Origin of the sequence: Kitasatospora sp. NPDC048407 (assembly GCF_043200475.1) — a bacterium.
Classification (GTDB): Bacteria; Actinomycetota; Actinomycetes; order Streptomycetales; family Streptomycetaceae; genus Kitasatospora.
In genome coordinates, this window is the sequence record NZ_JBICXW010000016.1 from 95,914 (window position 1) to 119,597 (window position 23,684).

Below are 23,684 nucleotides of genomic sequence, written 5' to 3' on the forward strand. Positions count from 1 at the left end.
GGCCGCCCGGCCGCTCGGTAGGGTGGCCGCCATGAGCAGCCCGAACGAGCCCCTCGACCTGACCCTCGACGGCGGCACGCTGACCGCCCGCCTCGTCGACTTCCCGTCCGTCAGCGGCGAGGAGACCGCCCTCGCCGACGCGGTCGAGGCCGCGCTCCGGGCCTACCCGCACCTCACCGTCGACCGGTTCGGCAACAACGTGGTCGCCCGCACCCACCTCGGCCGGGCCGCGCGGGTGGTGCTCGCCGGACACCTGGACACCGTCCCGATCGCCGACAACGTGCCCTCGCACGTCGAGGGCGACCTGCTCTACGGCTGCGGCACGTCCGACATGAAGTCCGGCGTCGCGGTCCAACTCCGGCTCGCCGCAACGGTGGAGGAGCCCAACCACGACGTCACCTACGTGTTCTACGACAACGAGGAGGTGGAGGCCGAGCGCAACGGCCTCGGCCACCTGTTCGCCACCCACCCCGACTGGCTGGCGGCCGACTTCGCGGTCCTGATGGAACCCAGCGGCGCCGTCGTCGAGGGCGGCTGCCAGGGCAGCCTGCGCGCCGACATCACGCTCACCGGCGTGCGCGCCCACGCCGCGCGCAGCTGGCTCGGCGACAACGCCATCCACAAGGCCGCCGAAGTGCTGCGCCGGCTGGTCGAGTACAAGCCCCGACGGGTCGTCATCGACGGCCTGGAGTACCGCGAGGGCCTGAACGCCACCCGGATCGACGGCGGCGTCGCCGGGAACGTCATCCCCGACGAGTGCCGGATCCACGTCGCCTTCCGGTTCGCCCCCGACCGCAGCCTGGAGCAGGCCGAGGACCACCTGCGGGAGGTCTTCGACGGCTACCAGCTGGACATCGTGGACGCCTCCCCCGCCGCTCTCCCCGGTCTCTCCCAGCCCGCCGCACAGGCCTTCCTGGCCGCCGTCGGCGGCGAGCCGCGGGCCAAGTTCGGCTGGACCGACGTCGCCCGGTTCTCCGCGCACGGCGTCCCCGCGGTCAACTACGGCCCCGGCGACCCGAATCTGGCACACAAGCGCGAGGAGCACTGCTCGCTGACCGCGATCGCCGACGTCGAGGCCCGCCTGCGGGCCTGGCTCACCGCGTAGGGGTTGTCCGGCCGGTCTTGCCGGGCGCGCGAAGCCGGATCATCCGCCCCCAGCCTGGCGGCTGGGAGGTGCCCCCACCCCCAGCCCCAGGGGGCTGGGAGGTGCCCCCACGGAAGCACCGGCAAACCATCCAAGTACACCCAGTACGAGGACGGTTCGCCGGCACTCCCAGCCGGGCGCGAAATGGGGGCACCTCCCAGCCCCCAAGGGCTGGGGGATCCGCGCGCTGATCCGACAAGACCGGCCGGACAACCCCTGGCCGTCGCACGGCCTTTGGCGGACGGGCAGCCGTTTCCCGTTGTTCCTCGGAAAGTTGCCTTGTCAGGCGTAGGGTTTCGTCATGACAGCCAACGGAGATGAACCCGTCCGCAGGGCCAGGAAGCCGTGGCCCGAGAAGCGCAAGGGCCCGGTGCTGCTGCGGCGGGACCAGGTCGAGACGAAAACGACGGACCAGGCCCTGCTGGACACCACCGGGCCGACCGACTGGTTGCACACCGACCCGTGGCGGGTGCTGCGGATCACCTCGGAGTTCGTCGAAGGCTTCGGCGCGCTCGCCAAACTGCCCACCGCCATCAGCGTGTTCGGCTCCGCCCGGACGCAGGTCGGCTCGCCCGAGTACCAGACCGGCGTGGAGATCGGGCGGGCCCTCGCCGAGGCGGGCTACGCGGTGATCACCGGCGGCGGCCCCGGTGCGATGGAGGCCGCCAACAAGGGCGCCGTCGAGGCCGACGGGCTGAGTGTCGGCCTCGGCATCGAGCTGCCCTTCGAGCAGGGCCTGAACGAGTACGTCGACCTGGGCCTGAACTTCCGCTACTTCTTCGTCCGCAAGACGATGTTCGTGAAGTACTCCCAGGGCTTCGTGGTGCTCCCCGGCGGACTCGGCACCCTGGACGAGCTGTTCGAGGCGCTCACCCTGGTGCAGACCCACAAGGTCACCCGGTTCCCGGTGATCCTGTTCGGCAGCGCCTACTGGGGCGGGCTGGTGGAGTGGCTGAAGTCCACCCTGGTCGCCCAGGGCAAGGCCAACCCCGAGGACCTCGAACTGTTCCACGTCACCGACGACGTCGCCGAGGTGCTGAAGGTCCTGGAAGAGGCCCGCAAGCCGCAGGGCACGCCCGCCTAGCCGAGGCGGACGGACGGACCCTAGGCGAGCCCCCGGCGGGCGACCGCCGGGGGACGGGTGCCGCGGATCGACGCCACCATGTCCAGCACCTGACGAGTCTCCGCGACCTGGTGCACCCGGTAGACCTGCGCGCCCAGCCAGGCGGAGACGGCGGTGGTGGCCAGGGTGCCGAGCAGCCGCTCGTCCACCGGCTTGTCGAGCGTCTCGCCGACGAAGTCCTTGTTCGACAGCGACACCAGCACCGGGAACCCGGTCGCCGTCATCTCCGGCAGCCGGCGGGTCGCCTCTAGCGAGTGCCGGGTGTTCTTCCCGAAGTCGTGCCCCGGGTCGATGATCAACCCGTCGCGGCGCACCCCGAGTTCGATCGCCCGCTCGGCCAGCCCGACGGTCACCCGCAGGATGTCCGTCATCACGTCCTCGTACCCCACCCGGTGCGGACGGGTGCGCGGCTCCGCGCCGCCCGCGTGCGTGCACACCAGGCCCGCGCCGTACCGGGCCGCGACCTCGGCGAGCTTCGGGTCGAAGCCGCCCCAGGCGTCGTTCAGCAGGTCCGCACCGACCTCGCAGACCGCCTCGCCGACCTCGTGCCGCCAGGTGTCCACGCTGATCACCGCGTCCGGGTGGCGCTTGCGCAGCTCCGCCACGAACGGCACCGTGCGCCGCAACTCCTCCTCGACGGTGACCTCTTCGCCCGGCCCGGCCTTCACCCCGCCGATGTCCAGGATCGCCGCGCCCTCGGCCATCGCCCGGTCCGCCGCGGCGAACGCGGCCTCGTCGGCGAAGGTCGCCCCCCGGTCGAAGAACGAGTCCGGGGTGCGGTTGACGATCGCCATGACGACCAGCTCGTCCGGGCCGAACTCCCTTGTGCCGAGGCGTAGTGCCACCGTTGTCTCCTCCTCAGCGCTCCCGGGTGCAATGATGGGCCCCGGCCTGTACCGGACCATGATCCCACCTGATCCTGACCACGGGCCGAAGCCGACCGTAACTGCCGGGCCGGAACTGCCGGAGCCGGAACTGCCGGGGACTGACGGAGGACGCTCGTGTTCTGGGTGATCGTGGTTGCGATGGCCGTGGTGGTCGGCGGTGCCGCGCTGGTGGCACTCGGCGGCGGCGGATCCCTCCCCGAGGCGGAGCACGACCGCCTCACCGCACGCCTCCCGCAGGACCGCCCACTCAGCCGCACCGACGTCGACGACCTGCGCCTGCCGATGGCGCTGCGCGGCTACCGGATGGACGAGGTCGACGACGTCCTCGACCGCCTCGGCGCCGAACTCGCCCTCCGGGACGCGAAGATCGCCGAACTGGAGGCCGTCGGCGCGGTGCGCGGCTCGGTCGAGGCGACGGGCGGCGCGTCCGGCGAGCCGCTGCCCGGGCTGGAGTCGTTCACGGCCGTGCTGGAGAAGAAGCCCCTCTCCGAGGGCCCTGCCGACGCCGCTTCCGAGAAGTCCGAGAAGTCAGAGACGTCCGAGAAGTTCGAGAAGGGTGACCGCTCGTGACCGGCGCCGTGCTCGGTGAGGACGGGCTGCTGCGCTGCGGATGGGGCGACTCGTCCGACGACTACCGGGTCTACCACGACACCGAGTGGGGCCGTCCGGTCCACGGCGAGCAGGCGCTGTTCGAGCGGATCTCGCTGGAGGCGTTCCAGTCCGGGCTGTCCTGGATCACCATCCTGCGGCGCCGCGAAGGCTTCCGGGCGGCGTTCCGGGACTTCTCGATCGCCGAGGTCGCGGAGTTCGGGGACGACGACGTGGAACGGCTGCTGGCCGACACCGGAATCATCCGCAACCGCGCGAAGATCGTCGCCACCATCGCCAACGCCCGCGCCGCACGTGAACTCGAGGGCGAGCTGGACGCGTTGGTCTGGAGCCACGCCGGGGACCCGGCCCGGCCGGCGCCGAAGACGCTGGCGGAGGTGCCGGCCGTGACGGCGGAGTCGACGGCGCTGGCGAAGGCGCTGAAGAAGAACGGGTTCCGGTTCGTGGGGCCGACGACGGCGTATGCGCTGATGCAGGCGTGCGGGCTGGTGAACGATCACCTGGCCGATTGCCACGCGCGGTAGCCCGCCCGAGCAGCCACGGCGCGCCGTCCACGGACCTTACCGGGGGTGCCGTTCCCCTTCGCGCCGTTCCCCGCGCCCCTGACGGGGCGCGGGGGTTGGGAGCTACTTGCCCACGAAGGTGGGCTTTTCCTTGGCCACGAACGCATCGACCGCGATGCGGTGGTCCTCGCTGTTGCCGGCCATGGTCTGCAACTCCTCCTCCTTGTCGAGGAGTTCGTCCAGCGAGTGGGACGCGCCGTACGCCAGCGACTCCTTGATCGCGCCGTAGGCGACGGTCGGGCCGCTCGCCAGGGTGAGGGCGAACTCGTGGGCGGTGGCGGCGAGTTCGGCGGCGGGGACGACGCGGGTGGCGAGGCCGAGGGTGAGGGCCTCGTCGGCGCGGACGGTGCGGGGGAGCATCAGGAGTTCGGTGGCGCGGGCGTGGCCGACCAGGCGGGGGAGGGTCCAGGAGGCGCCGGAGTCGGTGGTGAGGGCGACGCCGGCGAAGGAGGTGTTGAAGCCGGCGGTGTCGGCGACGATCCGGAAGTCGCAGGCGAAGGCGAGCGAGGCGCCGGCGCCGGCCGCGATGCCGTTGACGGCGGCGACGGTGGGCTTGCGCATCCCGGCGAGGGCGCGGACCAGCGGGTTGTAGTGCTCGGCGACGGTGCGCAGCGCGCTCTCGCCGGTCTCCTGCTGGTGGTGCAGCAGTCCGAGGTGTTCCTTGAGGTCCTGTCCGACGCAGAAGGCCTTCTGGCCGGCGCCGGTGAGCAGCACGGCCCGCACGTCGGGGTCGGTCGCGGCGGTGGTGACGGCGTCCCGGAGGGCGACCTTGGTGGCGACGTCGAGGGCGTTCATGGCGCCGGCGCGGTCGATGGTGAGGACGGCGAGGGCGCCGTCGCGGTGGTAGCGCACGGTGTCGGACATCGGTGAGGGCTCCCGGGTCGCGGTGGGCTGTCGTGGGCACAGCATGCCGGAGTGCGGCCGGGTGGGGGAGTGTGAGGTGGCGCACCCCTGGCGGGCGTGTCGGAGTGCGGCGGGATGCGGCTTCCGGCCGGTAATCGGCGCTTTGGTGCGGGTTCGGGAGGCTTGGCGGAGAGAGTGATGTTGGTCATCGAGCGGTCGCATGCGGGATAATGGCTTCCGATCAATGCGTTCGATACCGGCGGTGGACGGACTGCCGGTGCGTACCTGAACGGTTGCAGGAAGGGGAACGAGCATGGCGGCCATGAAGCCGCGGACGGGTGACGGCCCGCTGGAGGTAACCAAGGAGGGGCGGGGCATCATCATGCGAGTTCCGCTCGAAGGGGGTGGGCGCCTGGTGGTGGAGCTGACGCCGGACGAGGCGGACGCTCTGGGCGAGGCTCTGAAGAAGGCCTGCGGCTGACCCGAGCGGGTACTGCCACTCGCACGTCCCGGGCGCTCCGGGAGTGTTCGACGGGCCCGGTCCCCCGGTGCGGGGAGCGGGCCCGTTCCGCGTGTCCGGGCGGGTTCAGCGTTTGACGGCGCAGAGCAGGCCGTCGCTGACCGGGAGCAGCGCGGGCAGCAGGGTGTCGCCCTGTTCCCGGATGTCGGCGACCAGGTCGCGCACCGCGCGGGTCTGCGGGTCGTCGGCCTCGGGTTCGGCGAGCCGGCCCTCCTGGAAGACGCCCTCGAAGCAGACCACGCCGCGCGGCCGGAGCAGCCGCATCGCCTCGGTGAGGTGGAAGCCGGAGTCGGCCGGGTCGCCGTCGCAGAACACCAGGTCGTACTGCCCGTCGGCGAGCCGGGGCAGCACGTCGCGGGCCCGGCCGGGGATGAAGCGGGCCCGGTTGGCGGCGAATCCGGCGGCCAGGTACGCCTCGCGGGCGTACTGCTGGCGGACGGGTTCGGAGTCGACGGTGGTGAGCACGCCGTCGGGCCGCATGCCGCGCAACAGGTAGACGCCGGAGACGCCGGTGCCGGTTCCGATCTCGACCACCGCCTTGGCGTCGAGCGCGGCGGCCAGCAGGCGCAGGGCCGCGCCGCCGCTGGGTTCGATCGCGCGTATGCCGGTGCGGGCCGACTGGGCCCGGGCGTAGGTCAGCACCGCGTCCTCGCCGACGTAGGTGTCGGCGAGGGCCACTCGCTGGGGCCCGAACTCGGTGATGGCTGCCTCTTCCGGAGCGCCGATGTCGATGGAAGTCGACAAATTCCAGCGACAGACTACTGGCCGTCCGGGAACCGCGTTCGACGGCTGGCCGTTGAGTTGTCGTGGGTGGCCGGACCGCCCGCGGCGGTCGCTGTTCGACCGCTCTTATCCGGGCTTGACGTGTGAGGTGGATATGGTGGTGGCTCTGCTGGGCAGAAGAGCCGACCGAGGAGGTGTGGCCGAGGGCGACGTCCCTGTGCAGCGGCACGTCCGCGGCACCACGTCGGCCCGTACGCCGAAGCCCGTGATGAACCAGTCTGTGCACTCCCCCCTGGACAAGTCGACCGCAGCCGACGACTCGGTGGCCGAGGCCCCCGGCAAGCTCGCGTCCTTCGCGGAGGGGCCCGACGCGCAGAGCTGGACGCCGCCCAGCTGGGAGGAGATCGTCGAGGCGCACAGCGCCCGGGTCTACCGCCTCGCCTACCGGCTGACGGGCAATCAGCACGACGCCGAGGACCTCACGCAGGAGGTCTTCGTCCGGGTGTTCCGCTCGCTGTCCACGTACACCCCCGGCACGTTCGAGGGCTGGCTGCACCGGATCACCACCAACCTGTTCCTGGACATGGTGCGCCGCCGCCAGCGGATCCGCTTCGACGCCCTCGCCGAGGACGCGGCGGAGCGCCTGGCCAGCCGTGAGCCCAGCCCCGCCCAGCACTTCAGCGACACCCACTTCGACGCGGACGTCCAGCAGGCGCTGGACACCCTCGCCCCGGAGTTCCGTGCCGCCGTGGTGCTGTGCGACATCGAGGGCCTCTCCTACGAGGAGATCGCCGCCACCCTCGGGGTGAAGCTCGGCACCGTCCGCAGCCGGATCCACCGCGGCCGCTCGCACCTGCGCGCCGCCCTCAAGCACCGGGCGCCGAACGCCGCCGCGGGCCGTTCGCGCCGGGGCGGCTCCGTCGAGCCCGTGGCGGTCGGTGCCGAACCGGGCGGAAGCGACCGGAGGGGGTCATGAGCGATCACGCCCCCGAGCGCGCGGACGCCACCGGCCGCTCGCGCTGGGCGTCGCTGCGCCGCGCCGCCGAGCAGGCCCCGGCGGCGGCCGAGCTGCGGCCCGTGACGATCCGTCCGGTCGAGCCGGCGGCCGAGGAGCACCACCACCTCGGCGACCGCCTCACCGCGTACCTGGACGGCGAACTCGGCCACGACGCCCGCGAGCGGGTGCAGGCCCACCTGGCGACGTGTCCGGAGTGCCTGGCCGAGGCGGAGGGCGCCCGCGCGGTCAAGCGGACGCTCAGCGACGCCGGCGCGCCCGGCCCGTCCGCGGCGCTGATGGCCCGGCTGCTGGCCGTGGCCGCGCTGCCGGAGGACGAATCGGGCCCTGATGGGCCGTCGGGTGCCGTGTTCGGCGGCAGCAGGCTCACCGGCGGCTCCTTCGGCCGGGGCGCCGGCTTCGGCGGCGGCGCGCTGGGCGCCGACGCCCCGATACCCGGGATCGACCCGCGGGCCGGTCTGTTCGGTGCCCGCCCGTCCGCCGCACCGCGTCCGCTGGCCGCGCTCGCCGAGCTGCCCACCCCCCGCCCGGTTCCGCCCCGCGGTCGCCGGCTGGTGTTCGCCGCCGCCGGGGCGTTCTCGGTCGCCGCGGTCACGCTCAGCGGCGTCGGCGGCCTCACCACGGGCCAGGGCGGCCCCAACCGGCAGCCCACCAGCGTGACCCCCGTCGGCGGCGCGATCGTCCCCGTCAACGCGCAGCAGCAAATGGACGCCCCGGACTTTCCGATGCGGGCCCGGCTGCAGGCCAGCCCGCAGCCGTCGCCCAGCGGTGACCAGCTCCAGGTCCTGCGCTAGCCTGCCTTCACCGGCACGCCGTCGACGCCGGTCGCCCAGGTGGTCTTTACCACGGATTCACCTGAGGAAGGCCGGGGAACGGCCGCCCGCGTTTACCCTTGGTTCAGCGTTGTCGGGTGGCTGGGAGTTCAGGTGTTCGGAGACATAGGCGGACTCGAGGTCCTGACGATCGTCATCATGGCCATCGTGATCTTCGGGCCGGACAAGCTTCCGAAGCTGATTCAGGACACCATGGCGTTCATTCGCAAGATCCGCTCCTTCGCGGACAACGCGAAGGACGACATCCGCAGCGAACTCGGGCCGGAGTTCCAGAACTTCGATTTCGAGGACCTCAACCCGAAGACCTTCGTCCGCAAGCAACTGCTCGGCGACAACGACGACCCGCTCGGGCTGAAGGACCTCAAGGACAGCGTCGACCTCAAGTCCGCGCTGAACGGCGAGCCGACGCGCACCCCGAGCGCCTCGGTCGACTTCTCCAAGCCGGCCTCCCCGTTGAGCAACGGCCCGGCCCTCGCGGCCGGCGAGCGCCCGCCGTTCGACCCGGACGCCACCTGACCGGCGCTCCCCGCCCGACCCCGACGCCCCGCCCGGCAGGCGGGGCGTCGTCGTCCGCGCCGCTATCGTGTCCACTACCTCCCCGGACGGCGGGCGCTGTGCGGTCCGTCACGCCCGGCCGTGTCCGGCCCGGTTTTCCCGGACGGAGGGGCCGCGGTGCGCCACCATGGAGCCCGCCCGTGGCAGGAGCACAGCCGAGGAGGCCCGCAGTGGACGCCACGCAAACGACCGCAGAACCCGCCGCCACGCGTCGGCCCGCCGCCGACCCCCTCGCCCCCTACCGCGCCGCCGACTTCCCCTGGTACGGCCTGGACGAGGGCTGGACCGGCCGCCGCTGGCTCGGCCAGGTCGGCACCGGCCAGAACTCACGTGCCGCGCAGTCCGACCTCCCCGACTACGGCACCCTCGGCCACGGCGACGAACCCGCCCGCGGACCCGAACCGCGCGACACCCGCCGCTTCGCGCTGGTGGTCACCGTGGCCCGCCGCGAGGTCCGCCGCAGCGCCGACAACACCGGCACCCTGGAAGCCACCTCCGCGTCCTCCGCCGCCTGGCTGGCCGGCTCCGGCCTGCTCGCCGCCACCTGGCCCGGCAACCTCGACCGCACCCTGCGCCAGCACTGGCTCGACCAGCAGTCCACCCTCGCCTGGGACCTGGCCGACGACCTCGACGGCCCCGCCTGGTCCTCCCTCACCCTCCCCGTCAACGGCGTCCCGCAGCCCTTCCGCTACCGCGAATCCGAATACGGCTGGGTCCTGGCCGGCGAGGCCCCCGGCGTCCTCATCGGCGCCTACGGCCGCTCGGTCTCCGCGTACGGCATCGGCTTCACCACCGTCCCCGACCTGGCGACCTACGACGGACGGTAGGCCCGGCCGGACACCCTACGGCTCCAGCAGAAACGGCCCCGGGCAGGTGCCCGGGGCCGTTCGTGGTGCTGGGGGTCCGTCAGAACTTGTTCTTCGGGGTCAGGCCCAGGGAGAGGCCGGACAGGCCGCGCTGGCGGCCGGAGAGCTTGCCCGCGATGGTGCGCAGGGCGGAGCCGGCGGGGGAGTCCGGGTTGGAGAGGACGACCGGGCGGCCGTCGTCGCCGCCCTCGCGGAGGCGGACGTCGATCGGGATGGAGCCGAGGACCGGAACGGTCGCGCCGACGCTGCGGGTCAGGGCGTCGGCGACGGTCTGACCGCCGCCGGTGCCGAAGACGTCGATCATCTCGTCGCAGTGCGGGCACGGCATGCCCGACATGTTCTCGATGACGCCGACGATCTTCTGGTGGGTCTGCAGCGCGATCGTGCCGGCCCGCTCGGCGACCTCGGCGGCGGCCATCTGCGGGGTGGTGACGATCAGGATCTCGGCGTTCGGGACGAGCTGTGCGACCGAGATCGCGATGTCGCCGGTGCCGGGCGGCAGGTCGAGCAGCAGGACGTCCAGGTCGCCCCAGTACACGTCGGCGAGGAACTGCTGCAGCGCGCGGTGCAGCATCGGGCCGCGCCACACCACCGGCGCGTTGCCCGGGGTGAACATGCCGATCGAGATGACCTTCACGCCGTGCGCCGCCGGCGGCATGATCATGTCCTGCACCTGGGTGGGCCGGCCCTCGACGCCCAGCATGCGGGGCACGCTGTGGCCGTAGATGTCGGCGTCCACCACGGCGACCTTCAGGCCGTCCGCGGCCAGCGCCGCCGCCAGGTTGACCGTCACCGAGGACTTGCCGACGCCGCCCTTGCCGGAGGCGACCGCGTACACCCGGGTCAGGGTGCCCGGCTTGGCGAACGGGATCTCCCGCTCCGGGGCGCCGCCACGCAGCAGCTGCGACAGCTCGCGGCGCTGCTCCTCGCTCATCACGTCGAGCTCGACGGAGACGGCGGTGACGCCGGGAACGGCGGACACCGCGTCGGTGACCCGCTGGGTGATCGTCTCGCGCATCGGACAGCCCGAGACGGTGAGGTACACCGCGACCTTCACCGCGCCGCCGTCGCCGATCTCGACGGACTTCACCATGCCGATCTCGGTGATCGGACGGTTGATCTCCGGGTCGTGGACGGTCGCCAGGGCTTCCTGGACGGACTGCTCCGTCACCCCGGCCGCCACCTCTGTCTCGTTGGCCATGTGTTGATGGTACGGCGCTGCGCCCCGCCCCCGACTCGCCGGTAGCGTGCCGCGGGTCACAACGGCTCGGCGGGCTCCCGCCGTTCGTCGATCTCCCGGAGCAGCGACTGCAGTTCGGACCGGATGAAGTCGCGGGTGGCGACCTCGCCTAGGCCCTGCCGCAGCGCCGCGACCTCGCGGGTCAGGTACTCGGTGTCGGCGATGTTGCGGTCGCTGCGGGCCCGGTCCTGCTCCATGTTGACGCGGTCGCGGTCGTCCTGGCGGTTCTGCGCGAGCAGGATCAGCGGGGCCGCGTACGAGGCCTGCAGCGACAGCACCAGGGTGAGGAAGATGAACGGGTAGCTGTCGAAGCGCACGCCGGGCGGGAGCAGGGTGTTCCACGCCACCCAGGCGATGATCACCACCGTCATCCAGACGATGAACCGGCCGGTGCCCAGGAAACGGGCGATCCGCTCGGAGAGCTTGCCGAACGCCTCCGGGTCCCAGGCGGGCAGGTGGATCAGGCCCGGGCGGCCGGTGCGCGGCTGGTCGAGCCGGGAACGGGAGCCCGGGGACTGGCCGGGGCGCTCCTCGCGGCGCACGCGCTGCTCCCGGGTCCGCAGTTCGCGCAGCTGGCGCAGCTGGCGCAGCTCGCCCTGGATCCGCTGGCCCGGCGAGTCGTGGTGGCGCTTGCGGTCACTGTCCATCGAGCACCTCGTCGGTGGGGATGCCGTGCGCCGAGCCCTCGCGCCAGTCGTCCGGCAGCAGGTGGTCCAGCACGTCGTCCACGGTGACCGCGCCCAGCAGGTGGTCGTCCTCGTCGACCACGGGCGCCGCCACCAGGTTGTAGGTGGCCAGGTAGGACGTGATCAGCTGGAGCGGGGTGTTCGGCGGCAGCGGGTCGAGGTCGTCGTCCACGATCGAACCGACCAGCGTGTACGGGGGCTCGCGCAACAGCCGCTGGAAGTGCACGGTGCCCAGATAGGTGCCGGTCGGAGTCTCGTTCGGCGGGCGGCACACGTACACCTGAGCGGCCAGCGCAGGCTTGGTGTCGGAGATCCGCACCCGGGCGAGCGCCTCGGCGACCGAGGCATCGGGTTCCAGGACGATCGGCTCGGTGGTCATCAGGCCGCCCGCGGTGTCCTCCTCGTAGGAGAGCAGCCGGCGCATCTCCGCCGCCTCGGCGGGCTCCATCAGACGCAGCAGCCGCTCGGCGTCCTCGGTGGGCAGTTCGGAGAGCAGGTCGGCGGCGTCGTCCGGGTCCATGGTCTCCAGGATGTCCGCGGCCCGCTCCTCCTTGAGCTTGCCGATGATCTCCACCTGGTCGTCCTCCGGAAGCTCCTCCAGGACGTCCGCGAGCCGGTCGTCGTCGAGCGCCGCCGCGACCTCCGCCCGGCGCTTCGCCGACAGGTGGTGCATGACGTTCGCCAGGTCGGCCGCACGCAACTGCTCGAACGTGGCCAGCAGGTTGGCCGCGCCCTGACCCTCCTCCGACAGCGAGAAACCGGTGACGGCGGACCAGTCGAGCAGCAACTGCTCGCCCTTGGCCTTGCGCAGCCGGGACGGAGGCTTCCCGACCTGGACGAAAACCTTGTCGATCTCCCACTCGCGCAGGCGGGTCTGCACCATCGCGACGTCCAGCACGGTCACCTCGTCGGCGGTCTTGGTGCGGGTGACGGTGCGGTCGAGCAGCTCGGCCAGCACCAGCGTCTCCGACGGACGCTGCTCGAACCGACGCATGTTCAGCAGGCCGGTGGAGAGCACCTGGCCGGACTCCAGACTGGTCACCCGGGTCATCGGCAGAAAGATCCGGCGGCGGCCGATCACCTCCACCACCAGCCCGAGAACCCTGGGCGGGCTGCCACCGAGACGCAACGAGACCACCACGTCACGGACCCGGCCCACCTGATCGCCGTTCGGGTCGAACACCGCGACCCCGGAGAGGTGGGAGATGAACACTCGGCTGCCTGGCCCCGCCATGCGACTCCCTCGGGGGGAAACGGACACAACCACCCAAATCTATCGGTGGCGCGTCGGGGCGGCAGGTCATTGAGGTGCCGCGATCTTCTTGGCGGGTGCCTTCCGTCCCGCGCAGTTCCCCACGTGCCTGCTTGCGCTCAGCGCTTCTGCTTCTTCTTGAACAGGAGCTTCGGGAGGCCGGCCGGGATCGGTTTGCGGGTGGTGGCCGGGGTGGGCACGGGGGTGGCGGTGAGGGCGCCGTCGGGGTGGGGGGCGAGGGGGCCGGCGGGCTCCAGGCGGAGGATGCGGCACTCGCGGGCCCAGCGGTCGCCGATGGTGTCGGTGTCGGGGGCGTTGAGGCGCTTGCCCTTGAGTTCCTCGACGGCACCGTCCCAGGCGGGGGTGCCGGGGGCGACGGCGGTGACGGTGGCGGGGAAGGTGACCAGTCGGCCGCCCTTGTCCTTGCTGCGGACGGTGAGGGTGGCGGTGGTGCCGGCGGCGAGGCCGTGCAGGGGCTGTTCGGCGCCGTCGCCGACGACGATCACGGCGCCGTCGTGCCAGGCGTGCCAGAGCGGACGGGCGTGCGGCTGCCCGGCGGGCTGCACCCAGAGCAGGCCGGACTTCTTGGCGGACTCCTCCACCAGGGCCCGGTCGAGGAAGTCTGCCGGGCTCGCGGTCGTCGTACGCTCCATGCCGCACAGCGTACGGCCTGGTCCTCGGGGGACGGTTCCATCCCCCGGGACGACAGTGCCATGACGGGCGGACAGCCCTTACGGTGTTTCCTGCCCCGCCCCGTCCGCCGAAGGAGAACCGTGCCCGCCACCAGGACCGCCCCCGCCGCGCCCGCGGTGGCCGATCAGCAGCGGGTGTTGCCGCGCACCGACCTGCTGCTGCTGGCGGTGTCGATCGCGGGCATCTCGCTGTCCGCCCCGCTGATCAGCGCGACGGCCGCGCCCGCGCTGGCGATCGCGTTCTGGCGCAACGGCATGTCGGTGGCGGTGCTGGGCCCGTACGCGCTGTGGCGGCACCGGGCCGAGCTGCGCGGGATCTCCCGGCGGTCGCTGCTGCTGGCGATGGCGGCGGGTGTGCTGCTGGCGCTGCATTTCGCGCTGTGGATGCCCAGCCTGCGGATGACGTCGGTGGCGTCCGCGACCGCGCTGGTGACGACGACTCCGCTGTGGACGATCCTGCTGATGCGCCTGTTCGGGGTGCGCGCGCCGCGGCTGGTGTGGCTGGGCACGGGGCTGGCGTTCGCGGGCGTGCTGGTGCTGACCGGCGTCGATCTGTCGGTGTCGTTGCGCGCCCTGCTCGGGGACGGTCTGGCGCTGGCCGCGGGCGCCGCGGCGGCCGGGTACGTGCTGCTGGGCGCGGAGGTGCGGCGCACCGTGTCGACCACCGCGTACACCCTGATCTGCTACGCGACCTGCGCGGTCGCGCTGCTGGCGGTGTGTCTGCTGATGGGTACGCGGCTGTCGGGCTGGCCGGCCGGCGCGTGGTGGCAGATCGTCCTGCTGATGGTGGCGGCGCAGCTGCTCGGGCACTCGCTGAGCAACCGGGTGGTGCGCACGCTGGGCCCGTCGGTCACCTCGACGGCGATCCTGCTGGAGACCCCGGGCGCGGCGCTGATCGCGGCGGTGTGGCTGGGCCAGTGGCCGCCGATCGCCGCCTACCCGGCGGTCGGGATGATCCTGCTGGGCCTGGTCCTGGTGGCCCGGGCGGAGCGCCGCTGACGCTCCGCCCGGTCGGCCTCACAGCCAGCCGTTGCGGCGGAAGCCCCGGTACATGCCGACGCAGATCAGCGCGATCACGCCGAGCACGGTCGGGTAGCCGTACGTCCACTGGAGTTCCGGCATGTGCTCGAAGTTCATGCCGTACACGCCGGTGATCATGGTGGGGACGGCGAAGATCGCCGCCCACGCGGTGATCTTGCGCATGTCCTCGTTCTGGGCGACCGATACCTGCGCCAGGTTGGCCTGGAGCAGCGAGTTGAGCAGTTCGTCGAAGCCCTGCACCTGCTCGCTGACCCGGGCCAGGTGGTCGGCGACGTCCCGGAAGTACTTCTGCATCTCCGGGTCGACCAGCCGCGCGACGGGCTCGGCCAGTTGCAGCATCGGCCGCAGCAGCGGGGTGACGGCGCGCTTGAACTCCAGCACCTCGCGCTTGAGCTGGTAGACCCGCCCGACGTCGGCGCCGCTGCCGCCGCGGTTGGCGAACACGCCGTACTCGATCTCGTCCACGTCGTTCTGCAGCCGCTCGGCGACCAGCAGGTAGTTGTCCACCACGTGGTCGGCGATCGCGTGCAGCACCGCCGCCGGGCCGAGGGCGAGCAGGCCGGTGCCCTCCGCGTCGGCCTCCAGCCGCAGCCGCAGGGCGCGCAGCGAGGAGTGCGCGCCGTGCCGGACGGTGATCACGAAGTCGGGGCCGGCGAACACCATCAGCTCGCCGGTCTCGACCACCTCGCTGGTCGGGGTGAGCTGCTCGTGCTCGATGTAGCGCACGGTCTTGAACACCGCGAACAGCATGTTGTCGTATCGCTCGACCTTGGGACGCTGGTGCGCGTGCACCGCGTCCTCCACCGCCAGCGGGTGCAGGCCGAAGCGCTGGGCGATGCCCTCGAACTCGGCCTCGGTGGGCTCGTGCAGGCCGATCCAGCTGAACGAGCCGGGCCCGCTCTGGTGGGCCGCCTTCACCTGCCGGGCCGCCTCGCGCGGGCTGCAGGTCTCGCCGATCCGCTTGCCCTGCTGGTAGACGGCGCAGTCCACCACCGCGGACGGGCTGGTACCGGAGGGCAGTCCGAGATCGTCACCGGCCCGGCGGCGGGTCGGGCGGACGACGGCGGCGCGCAGGTTGTTGATCATCGACATGGCGCGGACTCCTTGGGCCGGACCGGCGCGCACCCCGGCAGGGCAGGGCGAACGCGACGGCGGAAAACACCGGTGGACACGCCGGAGCCGATGGTGCGCCAGAAAGCCGTTGCTGGGCGGGTTTCGACGGCTCGACCCCGGGGAAGGTGCTCTCCCGGCCGGACGCCACGCTGCGTGTGAGCCCAGGTCAGCCGTGAAGGCGGCGGGCCAGGGTGGGCCGGAGAGAGCTGCCGGTACTGCATGGTCGACTGCTGTCCACCGTGACCACCTCCTCCACGCCGGGGCCCGCGCGGGGGCCGTCGCGGCCCTGGTTCGTATTCACAAGGCCGACCGCTCACATTAACAGCTCTTCCCCGTACTGAGCCCCGGAGTTCGGCGTCCGCCGGGTAAAGGTCGCGCCAAAGCTTGCCCGCGCGCCGCGCGCTAAGGTCGCGGCATGGCGCACGACTTCCCGCTCTTCGGCGACTTCTCCGATCCCGACGCCGGCCACGGCTCCGGCCCGACCCGGCAGACCGTTCTGGCCGCCGTCGAGGCGCGGCTGATCAGCACCTTCGGCGATCCCTCCGGCCGCGCCGCGGTCACCTTCGTCGGCGCGGACCGCATCGAGGTGCTGCGCTTCGGCCCGGACGCCGAGGGCCTGGTCCGCTACGCGACGCTCGGCATGGCCGCCGCCCCGATGGCCGACCCGTCCTCGCCCGTCGCCGACCCGGTGCGCGGCCCGCGCGCCGAGCTGGTGCTGACCGTGCGCGGCGGGCGGGACGAGGTGCACAAGGCGCTGGTGGTGTTCGCCGCCAGCCCGCAGGTCGAGGGCCTGGTGGTGGCCCCCGGCGGCTCGCTCGACCTGGGCTCCCCGCTGTGGACCGGCGCCCCGTTCACCTCGGTGCTGGCCGCCGAGCCCGGCGGCCTGGTCGAGGACCTCGAACTCCCGGCCCCCGCCGAGGCGGTGCGCTTCCTGCCGCTGCTGCCGATGACGCCCAACGAGGCCGCGTTCAAGCGTGTCCAGGGCGCGGGCGCCCTGGAGGAACGCTGGCTGAAGCACGGCACCGACCTGCGCGACCCGAACCGCCGCGGCGTCCCGCTGGACTGAGCCCGCGTCGGCCCGCGGGTGGAGGCCCAGGGGTGGAGGCCTAGGGGTGGAGCTCGATGAAGCCGAACACCCCGTTGGCCACCAGCTGCGCCGCGATCGCCGACAGCAGCAGGCCGGCCAGCCGGGTGATCAGGACCACGCCGCCCTCCTGGATCACCCGGATGATCGACAGCGAGAACCGCATGGTCAGCCAGAGGATCAGATGCATGATGACGATCGCCGACCAGAGCGCCAGGTGCTGCGTTCCGGTGCTGGCCCCCTGTACGGCCAGGATGACCGCGACGATCGCACCGGGCCCGGCCAGCAGCGGCGTGCCCAGTGGGACCAGGGCGACGTTGACGTCCTTGGTCTGGGTGGGTTCTTCGATCCGGCCGGTCAGCAGGTCCAGCGCGATCAGCAGCAGGAGGACCCCGCCGGAGGCCTGGAGGGCCGGGATCGAGACGTGCAGGTAGTCGAGGATCTGGTGCCCGAACAGCCCGAAGCAGGTGATCACCCCGAGTGACACCAGCGTGGCCTGCCAGGCCATCCGGCGCTGCACCTTCTGCGTCCGGCCGGAGGTGAGCGCCAGGAAGATCGGCATGATGCCCGGCGGGTCCATGATCACGAACAGCGTGATGAAGAGTGAGCCGAAGACCTTGCCGTCGATGACGGTGAGCATGCCGGGATTGTGCGCGCTTCGGACCCCGGGTGCGGCGGGACGCGCCGGGTCTTTCAGCCGGTGATGGGAGTGGCTCCGGTCGCCTGGGACACCAGTGCTTCGTACACCTCTGGCGCAGTGGTGTACTCGCCCAGTCGGACGATCTTGCGGCTGCCGTGGTAGTCGCTGGAGCCCGTCACGAAAAGCCCCAACTCGCTTGCCAGCGTGCGGAGTCGGGCCCGGGTCGGTTCGTCGTGGTCGGTGTGGTCGACCTCCAGGCCGGCCAGCCCGGCCGCCGCAAGATCGGCGATCACCTGGTCCGACACCGTCCGGCCCCGCTTGTCCGCTCCGGGGTGAGCGAAAACCGGTACGCCCCCCGCCGCCCGTACAAGCCGCACCGCGAGCGCCGGGTCGGTCTCGTGCTTGCGGACGTCCGCCCTCCCGTCGTTGGCCAGCCACTCGGGCGTGAACGCGTCCGAGACGCTCGCCACCACGCCCGCCTCCACCAACGCGGACGCGATGTGCGGACGGCCTACCGAACCGGCCCCGGCGATCCGCTGCACCTGCTCCCAGCTGATCGGCGCGCCCAGCTCCCGGCAGCGCTCCACGATCGCCCGCGCGCGCCGGAACCGGTCGGTGCGCACCAGCTCCCGCTCGGCCGCGAAGGCCGGCTCCGCCGGGTCGAACAGGTACGCCAGCAGGTGCATGCTGATCCCGCCCACCTGGCAGGAGAGTTCGGCGCCCGGAATCAGGGTCAGGCCCGTCCCGGCCAGCGCGGCCGTCGCCTCGCCGTACCCGGCCACCGTGTCGTGGTCGGTCAGCGCCACCACGTCCAGGCCCGCGGCCACCGCGTTGGCGACCAGTTCGGCCGGGGAGTCGGTGCCGTCCGAGGCATTGCTGTGGGCGTGCAGATCGATACGCATGGCGCCCAGGATAGGGAGCCGCCGGGACGGCAGGGGCGGGGAGTGGCTCAGCCGAGCAGGCGGGGGGAGAGTGCCCCGCAGGGCAGCAGGCCGAGTTCGGCCCCCGCGTCGCGCAGGTCCGTCAGCACCAGTTCGTCGTGCATCAGCAGCGCCGACTGCTCGGGCCAGGCGATCGCCCACAGCCACAGGCCGCGGGCCTCGCCGACGTACACCGCCCGGTCGTCCGGGGCGTCGGGGACGTGGAACATCGGGGTCGGCCGGCCGGCCGCCATCAGCTTGGCGTCCGCGGGCTTGTACAGCGCGACGTCCTCGCCCGGGTCCGGCCCGTCCAGTCCCGCGTAGCGGGCGCCCAGGCCGATGCCCAGTTCCTCGGCCACCAGCACCAGTTCGCCGAACCCGCCGAGCGGGGCCGGCCCCGAGCAGGCGACGGCGGTGGCGCGCGCCCCCGACAGGTCGTCACCCGCGTGCGCGATCCCGGTGAACAGCCAGCCGACCGGCAGCGGCCAGGGCATCCAGACGGGCACCTGGGAGCGGTTCACGGCAACGTTCAGGGCTTCGATACTGGGGGGCAGTACCGGCTGCATCGGGTGTACGGCACCGTGCCGGTCGCACTGCCAGGTGTCGGAGAAGAGGCCGGGGGCGCGGACCCGACCGGCACATCGCGGACAGCTTGGCTCGCCCCTCATAACCGACAACGGTCCTCCCTCCGGACTGCTGCGTCAAGGACGATCACCCGGAAGGAGTCCGCCACGAGCCGCCACACGCCGCCCCGGCAACGGCCCGGGTCCGGCAGGGTAGATGTCCCGGGCGGCAGGGCACCAAACCCCCCGCAGGTCGCGGCCCCCGAACACACTGACGCCCCGTCGTCCCAGGGGTCTCCTGTGGTGACGGGGCGTCAGCCGGGTATCGGAACGTCGGACGGCTCGGCGGCTCGTCCGCGTTCGGTCACACGGCCTTGCACGGCCGGATGTACAGGCGTTCGCCCGTTTGCGCGGCGGTCTTCAGGTACTCGGAGACGGTCGCCGCGTCGGCGATCAGTCGATCGGTCTCCGCTCCGGCGTGATCCAGACGAAGGATCTCGAAACGCATGGGCCTCTCCCTTCCCGTCCTCGGGCTCCGAGGCGGACTCGGCCGGCGGTAGGCCATCGTGCGATGGCCTGCCGGCGCTGGCTGGGTCGGACGTCCGGCAGGTGCAGTCACCCGTCGCTCCCCCCACTCTCAAGCAGGACTTCTTCAGCGGCACTTACAGTGCGGCAGCCGGAGTGGGGCGACGATGCCCCTGTCTCACTGTGCCGCGACGCTGCTACCCGGCGGTTTCCCGCCGGTAAATCCGTCATTTCGACGGCCGGAGGAGGGTGCGGCCGTCGGAGGGTTCTGATTCCGGACTGAATCAAATATTACCCGAGCTAACGATCCTTGTCGCGCGAAAACGGGAGCCGACTTCTGATCAACCGTCAGAAGGCCCGCCCATGGCCCGGATCCGCCGGGAAAACGGTGCGCCCCGCCGTCACGCGCCCTGCGCGGACCAGAACGAGGCGAGGGCCGCCGCCGTCTCGGCCGGGCGCTCCGCGTTCGGCGAGTGCCCCGCGCCGGGCACCACGGTGCGCAGCGCGCCCAGGCGCTCCGCCATCCGCGACTGCTCCTCGACCGGCCAGGCGTAGTCCCGCTCGCCGGACAGCACCAGCTTCGGCAGCCCGACCGCCGCCAACTCGTCCACCCGGTCCGGCGCGGCCACCAGGTGCGCCGCCGCCGCCTTCAGCGCCTGCGGCAGGTTCGCCAGCCAGCGACGGTGCAGAAAGTCCGCGATCTCCGGATCCAGCGGCGGCACCCGCTCACCCTCCAGCTGCCGCATCACCTGCCAGATCGACTCCAGGTCCATCGACTCCAGCGCGTCCAGCAGCAGCCTCGTCCGCGCCGCCTCCGCCGGATCGATCGCCCCCGGCCCCGTCGACATCAGCGTCAGCGACGCCCACGGCAACGCGCCGGGCGCCGACAGCACCGCCTCCCGCACCACCTGACCACCGAACGAGTGCCCCAGCAGGTGCAGCGGCCCGCCCTCGGCCTTCAGCTCCGCGGAGAGCGCCCGGACGTCCGCCCCCAGCGCTCGCACCGAGTACGCCTCGGGGTCGGCCGGGCCACCCGACTCGTACTGGCCGCGCTGATCCACCGCGACCACCCGGAACCCGGCCCCGGCCAGCGGCTCCAGCAGCGCGATGAAGTCCTCCTTGCTCCCGGTGAACCCCGGCACCAGCAACGCCGTCCCCCGCGCCGGCCCCACCGGCTCCCCCCACAACGCCGCCAGCCCACCCACCCGGACCGCCCGCACACACCCCGGCAGCTTCAGAAACGGCGGCGTACTCATATCTCCGTGCCCTCCCGGCAGATCACCCGACAACCCGGGGCCACCCTACGCAGCACAAATCCGCCTCCGGCGGCCGGAGCCGGGGGAAACGCCGAGGGGCGGGGCGGCGCCGTGGCAGGGCGGCGGAAATGCCGCCGGGGAGGGCGCGACCTGGTGGTCGGGCCCTCCCCGGCGGGTGGGGTGGTGCGGTGTTACTTCTCCACGGCCTTGCGGGTCCGGCGCGGGGCCGGGATCTCCTCGGTCGTGGCCTTCTTGACGGCGCGCTTGCGCGGGGCCGGTGCGGCTTCCTCGGTCGCGACCTCGGCGGCGACGGCCTTCTTGGTCGCGCGCTTGCGGGGAGCCGGGGTGGCCTCCTCGGCGACGACCTCGACGGCGGCGGCAGCCTTCTTGGTGACCCGCTTGCGCGGGGCCGGCGCGGCTTCCTCGGTCACGGCCTCGACGGCGGCGACGGCCTTCTTGGTGGTCCGCTTGCGCGGCGCCGGGATCTCCTCCGCCGCGGTCTCGACGGCGGCGACGGCCTTCTTGGTCGCGCGCTTGCGGGGAGCCGGAGCGGCTTCCTCGGCGACGACCTCGACGGCGGCGACGGCCTTCTTGGTCGCGCGCTTGCGCGGCGCCGGGGCGGCTTCCTCGGTCACGGCCTCGACGGCGGCGACGGCCTTCTTGGTGGTCCGCTTGCGGGGAGCCGGAGCGGCTTCCTCGGCGACGACCTCGACAGCGGCGGCAGCCTTCTTGGTCGCGCGCTTGCGCGGCGCCGGGGCCTCGACGGTCTCCTCGACCACCGGCGCGGCCGCGGCCTTGCGGGTGCGCTTGCGCGGGGTCTCGGCGACCGGCTCCGCGACGACCGCCGGGGCGACCGTCTCGACGACGACCTCGGCGACCGTCTCGACCGCGGGGGCGGCAGCCTTGCGGGTGCGCTTGCGGGGAGTGCGGACCGCCGGGGTCTCGGCGACCGGTTCCACGACGACCGCGGGGGCAGCCGTCTCGACGACGACCTCGGCGACCGTCTCGACCGCGGGGGCGGCGGCCTTGCGGGTGCGCTTGCGCGGGGTGCGGGCGGCGGGGGTCTCGGCGACCGGCTCCGCGACGACCGCGGGGGCAGCCGTCTCGACGGCGACCTCGGCGACCTCGGCGACCGTCTCGACCACGGCCGGCGCGGCGGCCGCGGAGTTGCGACGGTTGCGGTTGCGGCGACGCGAGCTGCGGCCCTCACCGGGTGCGGCCGGAGCGGCGGTGGGCTGCTCGGCGGTGGTCACCTCGGGTGCGGCCGGAGCGTCGGCGACGGAGCTGCCGCCGCGGGTGCGGCGACGTTCGCGGCTGCGACGGGACGGACGCTCGGCGGGAGCCGGGGTCTCGGGGGCGGCAGCGCCCCGTCCACCGCGGCCGCCACCGTTGCGGCCCGCGGCGCGCTGGCCGCGGCCGCCGGTCTCGCCGAGGTCCTCGACCTCTTCGGCGGCGAGGCCGGCCCGGGTGCGCTCGGAGCGGGGCAGGATGCCCTTGGTGCCGGGCGCGATGCGGAGCAGCTCGTACAGGTGCGGGGAGGTGGAGTAGGTCTCCTCCGGGTCGTTGAACGGCAGGTCCAGCGCCTTGTTGATGAGCTGCCAGCGCGGGATGTCGTCCCAGTCGACCAGGGTGACGGCGGTGCCCGAGGCGCCGGCCCGGCCGGTGCGGCCGATCCGGTGCAGGTAGGTCTTCTCGTCGTCGGTGCACTGGTAGTTGATGACGTGGGTGACGCCTTCGACGTCGATGCCGCGGGCGGCGACGTCGGTGCAGACCAGGACGTCGACCTTGCCGTTGCGGAAGGCGCGCAGCGCCTGCTCGCGGGCGCCCTGGCCGAGGTCGCCGTGGACCGCGCCGGCCGCGAAGCCGCGCTTGGTGAGCTGGTCGGCGACGTCGGCGGCGGTGCGCTTGGTGCGGCAGAAGATCATCGCCAGGCCGCGGCCGTCGGCCTGCAGGATCCGGGAGACCATCTCGACCTTGTCGAGCGAGTGCGCACGGAAGATGTGCTGCTCGATGTTGGCGACGGTGGTGCCGGTGTCGTCCGGTGCGGCGGCCCGGATGTGGGTGGGCTGGCTCATGTACCGGCGGGCCAGCGAGATGACCTGGCCGGGCATGGTGGCGGAGAAGAGCAGGGTCTGCCGCTTGGCGGGCAGCATGGTGATGATCTTCTCGACGTCGGGCAGGAAGCCGAGGTCGAGCATCTCGTCGGCCTCGTCCAGCACCAGCGCGCGGACCTGGGACAGGTCGAGCTTGCGCTGGCCGGCCAGGTCGAGCAGGCGGCCGGGGGTGCCGACGACGATGTCGACGCCCTTCTTCAGGGCCTCGACCTGCGGCTCGTAGGCGCGGCCGCCGTACACGGCGAGGACGCGGACGTTGCGGACCTTGCCGGCGGTCTGCAGGTCGTTGGTGACCTGGGTGCACAGCTCGCGGGTGGGGACCACGATGAGCGCCTGCGGGCTGTCGGTGAGCTGCTCGGTGGTGGCCCGGCCGGCGGCGACGTCGGCCTTGACCACGACCCGCTCGATCAGCGGAAGGCCGAAGCCGAGGGTCTTGCCGGTGCCGGTCTTGGCCTGGCCGATGACGTCGTGGCCGGTCAGCGCGACCGGCAGGGTCATCTCCTGGATCGGGAAGGGGTGGACGATGCCGACGGCCTCCAGGGCCTCGGCGGTCTCCGGGAGGATCCCGAGTTCCCGGAAGGTCGTCTTGATGGGTTCGGCGGTGGTGGACAGGGTGCTGCCTCTTCCGTGTGGAGGGGCCGAGTTCGAGCGCGTCCTGCCGTGCCCGCGCTGCCCGGTGAGGGGCGCGTCGGGCGGGCGGCGCGGGGGAGGGCGTCCCGTTGACGGGGGCGTGCGGCCCGGCGCGTCCTGGCGCGGTCCGCGGCGGCCCTCGCTCGGCCTGATGCGGTGCCTGGGCCCGAGGCTCGGGCCAGGTCGGAGCCGATCGGGTCTCCGACCGGGCATCCGCGTACGTGAGCGCCGGGAGCGGTGCACCGGG

At 72.8% G+C, this 23,684-nt stretch carries 25 protein-coding genes; 11 read left to right on the top strand and 14 right to left on the bottom strand.

What is annotated here, in order from left to right; all coding sequences use genetic code 11:
- Positions 1-31: 31 nt before the first annotated feature.
- Together dapE and ACGFWJ_RS26230 are read left to right on the top strand one after the other, a co-directional pair.
- Complete coding sequence (gene dapE, locus ACGFWJ_RS26225) at positions 32-1,105, top strand: succinyl-diaminopimelate desuccinylase (protein ID WP_392953929.1); 1,074 nt, start codon at positions 32-34, stop codon at positions 1,103-1,105.
- A gap of 340 nt (positions 1,106-1,445) precedes the next feature.
- Complete coding sequence (locus ACGFWJ_RS26230) at positions 1,446-2,228, top strand: TIGR00730 family Rossman fold protein (RefSeq protein WP_387637652.1); 783 nt, start codon at positions 1,446-1,448, stop codon at positions 2,226-2,228.
- A gap of 20 nt (positions 2,229-2,248) precedes the next feature.
- On the opposite strand, the gene folP is transcribed toward ACGFWJ_RS26230, so the two are convergent.
- Positions 2,249-3,061: a dihydropteroate synthase gene (gene folP, locus ACGFWJ_RS26235; RefSeq protein ID WP_392954060.1), complete on the bottom strand. Its 813-nt coding sequence runs from the start codon at positions 3,059-3,061 to the stop codon at positions 2,249-2,251.
- 207 nt (positions 3,062-3,268) lie between these two features.
- On the opposite strand from folP, the gene ACGFWJ_RS26240 reads away from it, so the two are divergent.
- Positions 3,269-3,724, top strand: coding sequence for a DivIVA domain-containing protein (locus ACGFWJ_RS26240; RefSeq protein ID WP_392953931.1), 456 nt, complete (start codon positions 3,269-3,271; stop codon positions 3,722-3,724).
- Positions 3,721-4,287 (top strand): DNA-3-methyladenine glycosylase I, encoded by a 567-nt coding sequence (locus tag ACGFWJ_RS26245; protein ID WP_392953933.1) that lies wholly within the window; start codon positions 3,721-3,723, stop codon positions 4,285-4,287. The genes ACGFWJ_RS26240 and ACGFWJ_RS26245 overlap by 4 nt, the downstream gene beginning before the upstream one ends.
- A 102-nt stretch (positions 4,288-4,389) precedes the next feature.
- Here the strand turns inward: ACGFWJ_RS26245 and ACGFWJ_RS26250 are convergent, their stop codons facing one another.
- On the bottom strand, positions 4,390-5,190 hold the full coding sequence (locus ACGFWJ_RS26250; RefSeq protein WP_392953935.1) for an enoyl-CoA hydratase/isomerase family protein: 801 nt from the start codon (positions 5,188-5,190) through the stop codon (positions 4,390-4,392).
- A gap of 292 nt (positions 5,191-5,482) precedes the next feature.
- Between ACGFWJ_RS26250 and ACGFWJ_RS26255 the strand changes: the two genes are divergently transcribed.
- A complete protein-coding gene (locus ACGFWJ_RS26255; RefSeq protein WP_014137929.1) occupies positions 5,483-5,650 on the top strand; it encodes a DUF3117 domain-containing protein in 168 nt (55 codons plus the stop codon).
- A gap of 105 nt (positions 5,651-5,755) precedes the next feature.
- Here ACGFWJ_RS26255 and ACGFWJ_RS26260 read toward each other — a convergent pair whose 3' ends face one another.
- Positions 5,756-6,433 (bottom strand): O-methyltransferase, encoded by a 678-nt coding sequence (locus tag ACGFWJ_RS26260; protein WP_387637642.1) that lies wholly within the window; start codon positions 6,431-6,433, stop codon positions 5,756-5,758.
- A 247-nt stretch (positions 6,434-6,680) separates the two neighbouring features.
- On the opposite strand from ACGFWJ_RS26260, the gene sigE reads away from it, so the two are divergent.
- The 4 genes from sigE (at position 6,681) to ACGFWJ_RS26280 (ending at position 9,642) form a co-directional block, all read left to right on the top strand.
- Positions 6,681-7,388 (top strand): RNA polymerase sigma factor SigE, encoded by a 708-nt coding sequence (gene sigE / locus ACGFWJ_RS26265; RefSeq protein WP_387637639.1) that lies wholly within the window; start codon positions 6,681-6,683, stop codon positions 7,386-7,388.
- Entirely contained in the window at positions 7,385-8,221 is an 837-nt protein-coding gene (locus tag ACGFWJ_RS26270; RefSeq protein WP_387637636.1) for an anti-sigma factor family protein, read from the top strand. The genes sigE and ACGFWJ_RS26270 overlap by 4 nt, the downstream gene beginning before the upstream one ends.
- A gap of 132 nt (positions 8,222-8,353) precedes the next feature.
- Positions 8,354-8,776: a sec-independent translocase gene (locus ACGFWJ_RS26275; RefSeq protein WP_387637633.1), complete on the top strand. Its 423-nt coding sequence runs from the start codon at positions 8,354-8,356 to the stop codon at positions 8,774-8,776.
- A 209-nt stretch (positions 8,777-8,985) separates the two neighbouring features.
- Positions 8,986-9,642, top strand: coding sequence for a hypothetical protein (locus tag ACGFWJ_RS26280; RefSeq protein WP_387865620.1), 657 nt, complete (start codon positions 8,986-8,988; stop codon positions 9,640-9,642).
- Between the two features lie 79 nt (positions 9,643-9,721).
- Here the strand turns inward: ACGFWJ_RS26280 and ACGFWJ_RS26285 are convergent, their stop codons facing one another.
- The 4 genes from ACGFWJ_RS26285 to ACGFWJ_RS26300 form a co-directional block, all read right to left on the bottom strand.
- Complete coding sequence (locus tag ACGFWJ_RS26285; protein WP_387865619.1) at positions 9,722-10,882, bottom strand: Mrp/NBP35 family ATP-binding protein; 1,161 nt, start codon at positions 10,880-10,882, stop codon at positions 9,722-9,724.
- 56 nt (positions 10,883-10,938) lie between these two features.
- Entirely contained in the window at positions 10,939-11,568 is a 630-nt protein-coding gene (locus tag ACGFWJ_RS26290; protein WP_392953940.1) for a DUF1003 domain-containing protein, read from the bottom strand.
- Positions 11,558-12,841, bottom strand: a complete 1,284-nt coding sequence (locus ACGFWJ_RS26295) for a magnesium transporter MgtE N-terminal domain-containing protein (RefSeq protein WP_392953943.1) — start codon at positions 12,839-12,841, stop codon at positions 11,558-11,560. Before ACGFWJ_RS26295 ends, ACGFWJ_RS26290 begins: the two co-directional genes overlap by 11 nt.
- A gap of 137 nt (positions 12,842-12,978) precedes the next feature.
- On the bottom strand, positions 12,979-13,512 hold the full coding sequence (locus tag ACGFWJ_RS26300; RefSeq protein WP_392953946.1) for a hypothetical protein: 534 nt from the start codon (positions 13,510-13,512) through the stop codon (positions 12,979-12,981).
- Positions 13,513-13,632: 120 nt separating this feature from the next.
- Between ACGFWJ_RS26300 and ACGFWJ_RS26305 the strand changes: the two genes are divergently transcribed.
- Positions 13,633-14,550 carry a DMT family transporter gene (locus tag ACGFWJ_RS26305; protein WP_392953949.1) on the top strand — a complete coding sequence of 306 codons (918 nt, stop codon included), beginning with the start codon at positions 13,633-13,635 and terminating at the stop codon, positions 14,548-14,550.
- A gap of 18 nt (positions 14,551-14,568) precedes the next feature.
- On the opposite strand, the gene ACGFWJ_RS26310 is transcribed toward ACGFWJ_RS26305, so the two are convergent.
- Complete coding sequence (locus ACGFWJ_RS26310) at positions 14,569-15,684, bottom strand: magnesium and cobalt transport protein CorA (RefSeq protein WP_387637614.1); 1,116 nt, start codon at positions 15,682-15,684, stop codon at positions 14,569-14,571.
- A gap of 436 nt (positions 15,685-16,120) precedes the next feature.
- Between ACGFWJ_RS26310 and ACGFWJ_RS26315 the strand changes: the two genes are divergently transcribed.
- Positions 16,121-16,771 (top strand): suppressor of fused domain protein, encoded by a 651-nt coding sequence (locus tag ACGFWJ_RS26315; protein WP_387637612.1) that lies wholly within the window; start codon positions 16,121-16,123, stop codon positions 16,769-16,771.
- A 40-nt stretch (positions 16,772-16,811) separates the two neighbouring features.
- Here ACGFWJ_RS26315 and ACGFWJ_RS26320 read toward each other — a convergent pair whose 3' ends face one another.
- The 6 genes from ACGFWJ_RS26320 to ACGFWJ_RS26345 form a co-directional block, all read right to left on the bottom strand.
- A complete protein-coding gene (locus tag ACGFWJ_RS26320; RefSeq protein WP_387637610.1) occupies positions 16,812-17,429 on the bottom strand; it encodes a MarC family protein in 618 nt (205 codons plus the stop codon).
- A gap of 53 nt (positions 17,430-17,482) precedes the next feature.
- The gene (locus ACGFWJ_RS26325) at positions 17,483-18,331 is read right to left on the bottom strand and encodes a PHP domain-containing protein (protein ID WP_392953952.1); all 849 of its coding nucleotides are present in this window, start codon (positions 18,329-18,331) and stop codon (positions 17,483-17,485) included.
- A gap of 47 nt (positions 18,332-18,378) precedes the next feature.
- Entirely contained in the window at positions 18,379-19,017 is a 639-nt protein-coding gene (locus ACGFWJ_RS26330; RefSeq protein ID WP_392953954.1) for a DUF6758 family protein, read from the bottom strand.
- Positions 19,018-19,276: 259 nt separating this feature from the next.
- Complete coding sequence (locus tag ACGFWJ_RS26335) at positions 19,277-19,420, bottom strand: hypothetical protein (RefSeq protein ID WP_167349416.1); 144 nt, start codon at positions 19,418-19,420, stop codon at positions 19,277-19,279.
- Between the two features lie 418 nt (positions 19,421-19,838).
- Positions 19,839-20,693 carry an alpha/beta fold hydrolase gene (locus ACGFWJ_RS26340; RefSeq protein WP_392953957.1) on the bottom strand — a complete coding sequence of 285 codons (855 nt, stop codon included), beginning with the start codon at positions 20,691-20,693 and terminating at the stop codon, positions 19,839-19,841.
- Positions 20,694-20,884: 191 nt separating this feature from the next.
- The gene (locus ACGFWJ_RS26345; RefSeq protein WP_392953960.1) at positions 20,885-23,305 is read right to left on the bottom strand and encodes a DEAD/DEAH box helicase; all 2,421 of its coding nucleotides are present in this window, start codon (positions 23,303-23,305) and stop codon (positions 20,885-20,887) included.
- Positions 23,306-23,684: the final 379 nt, after the last annotated feature.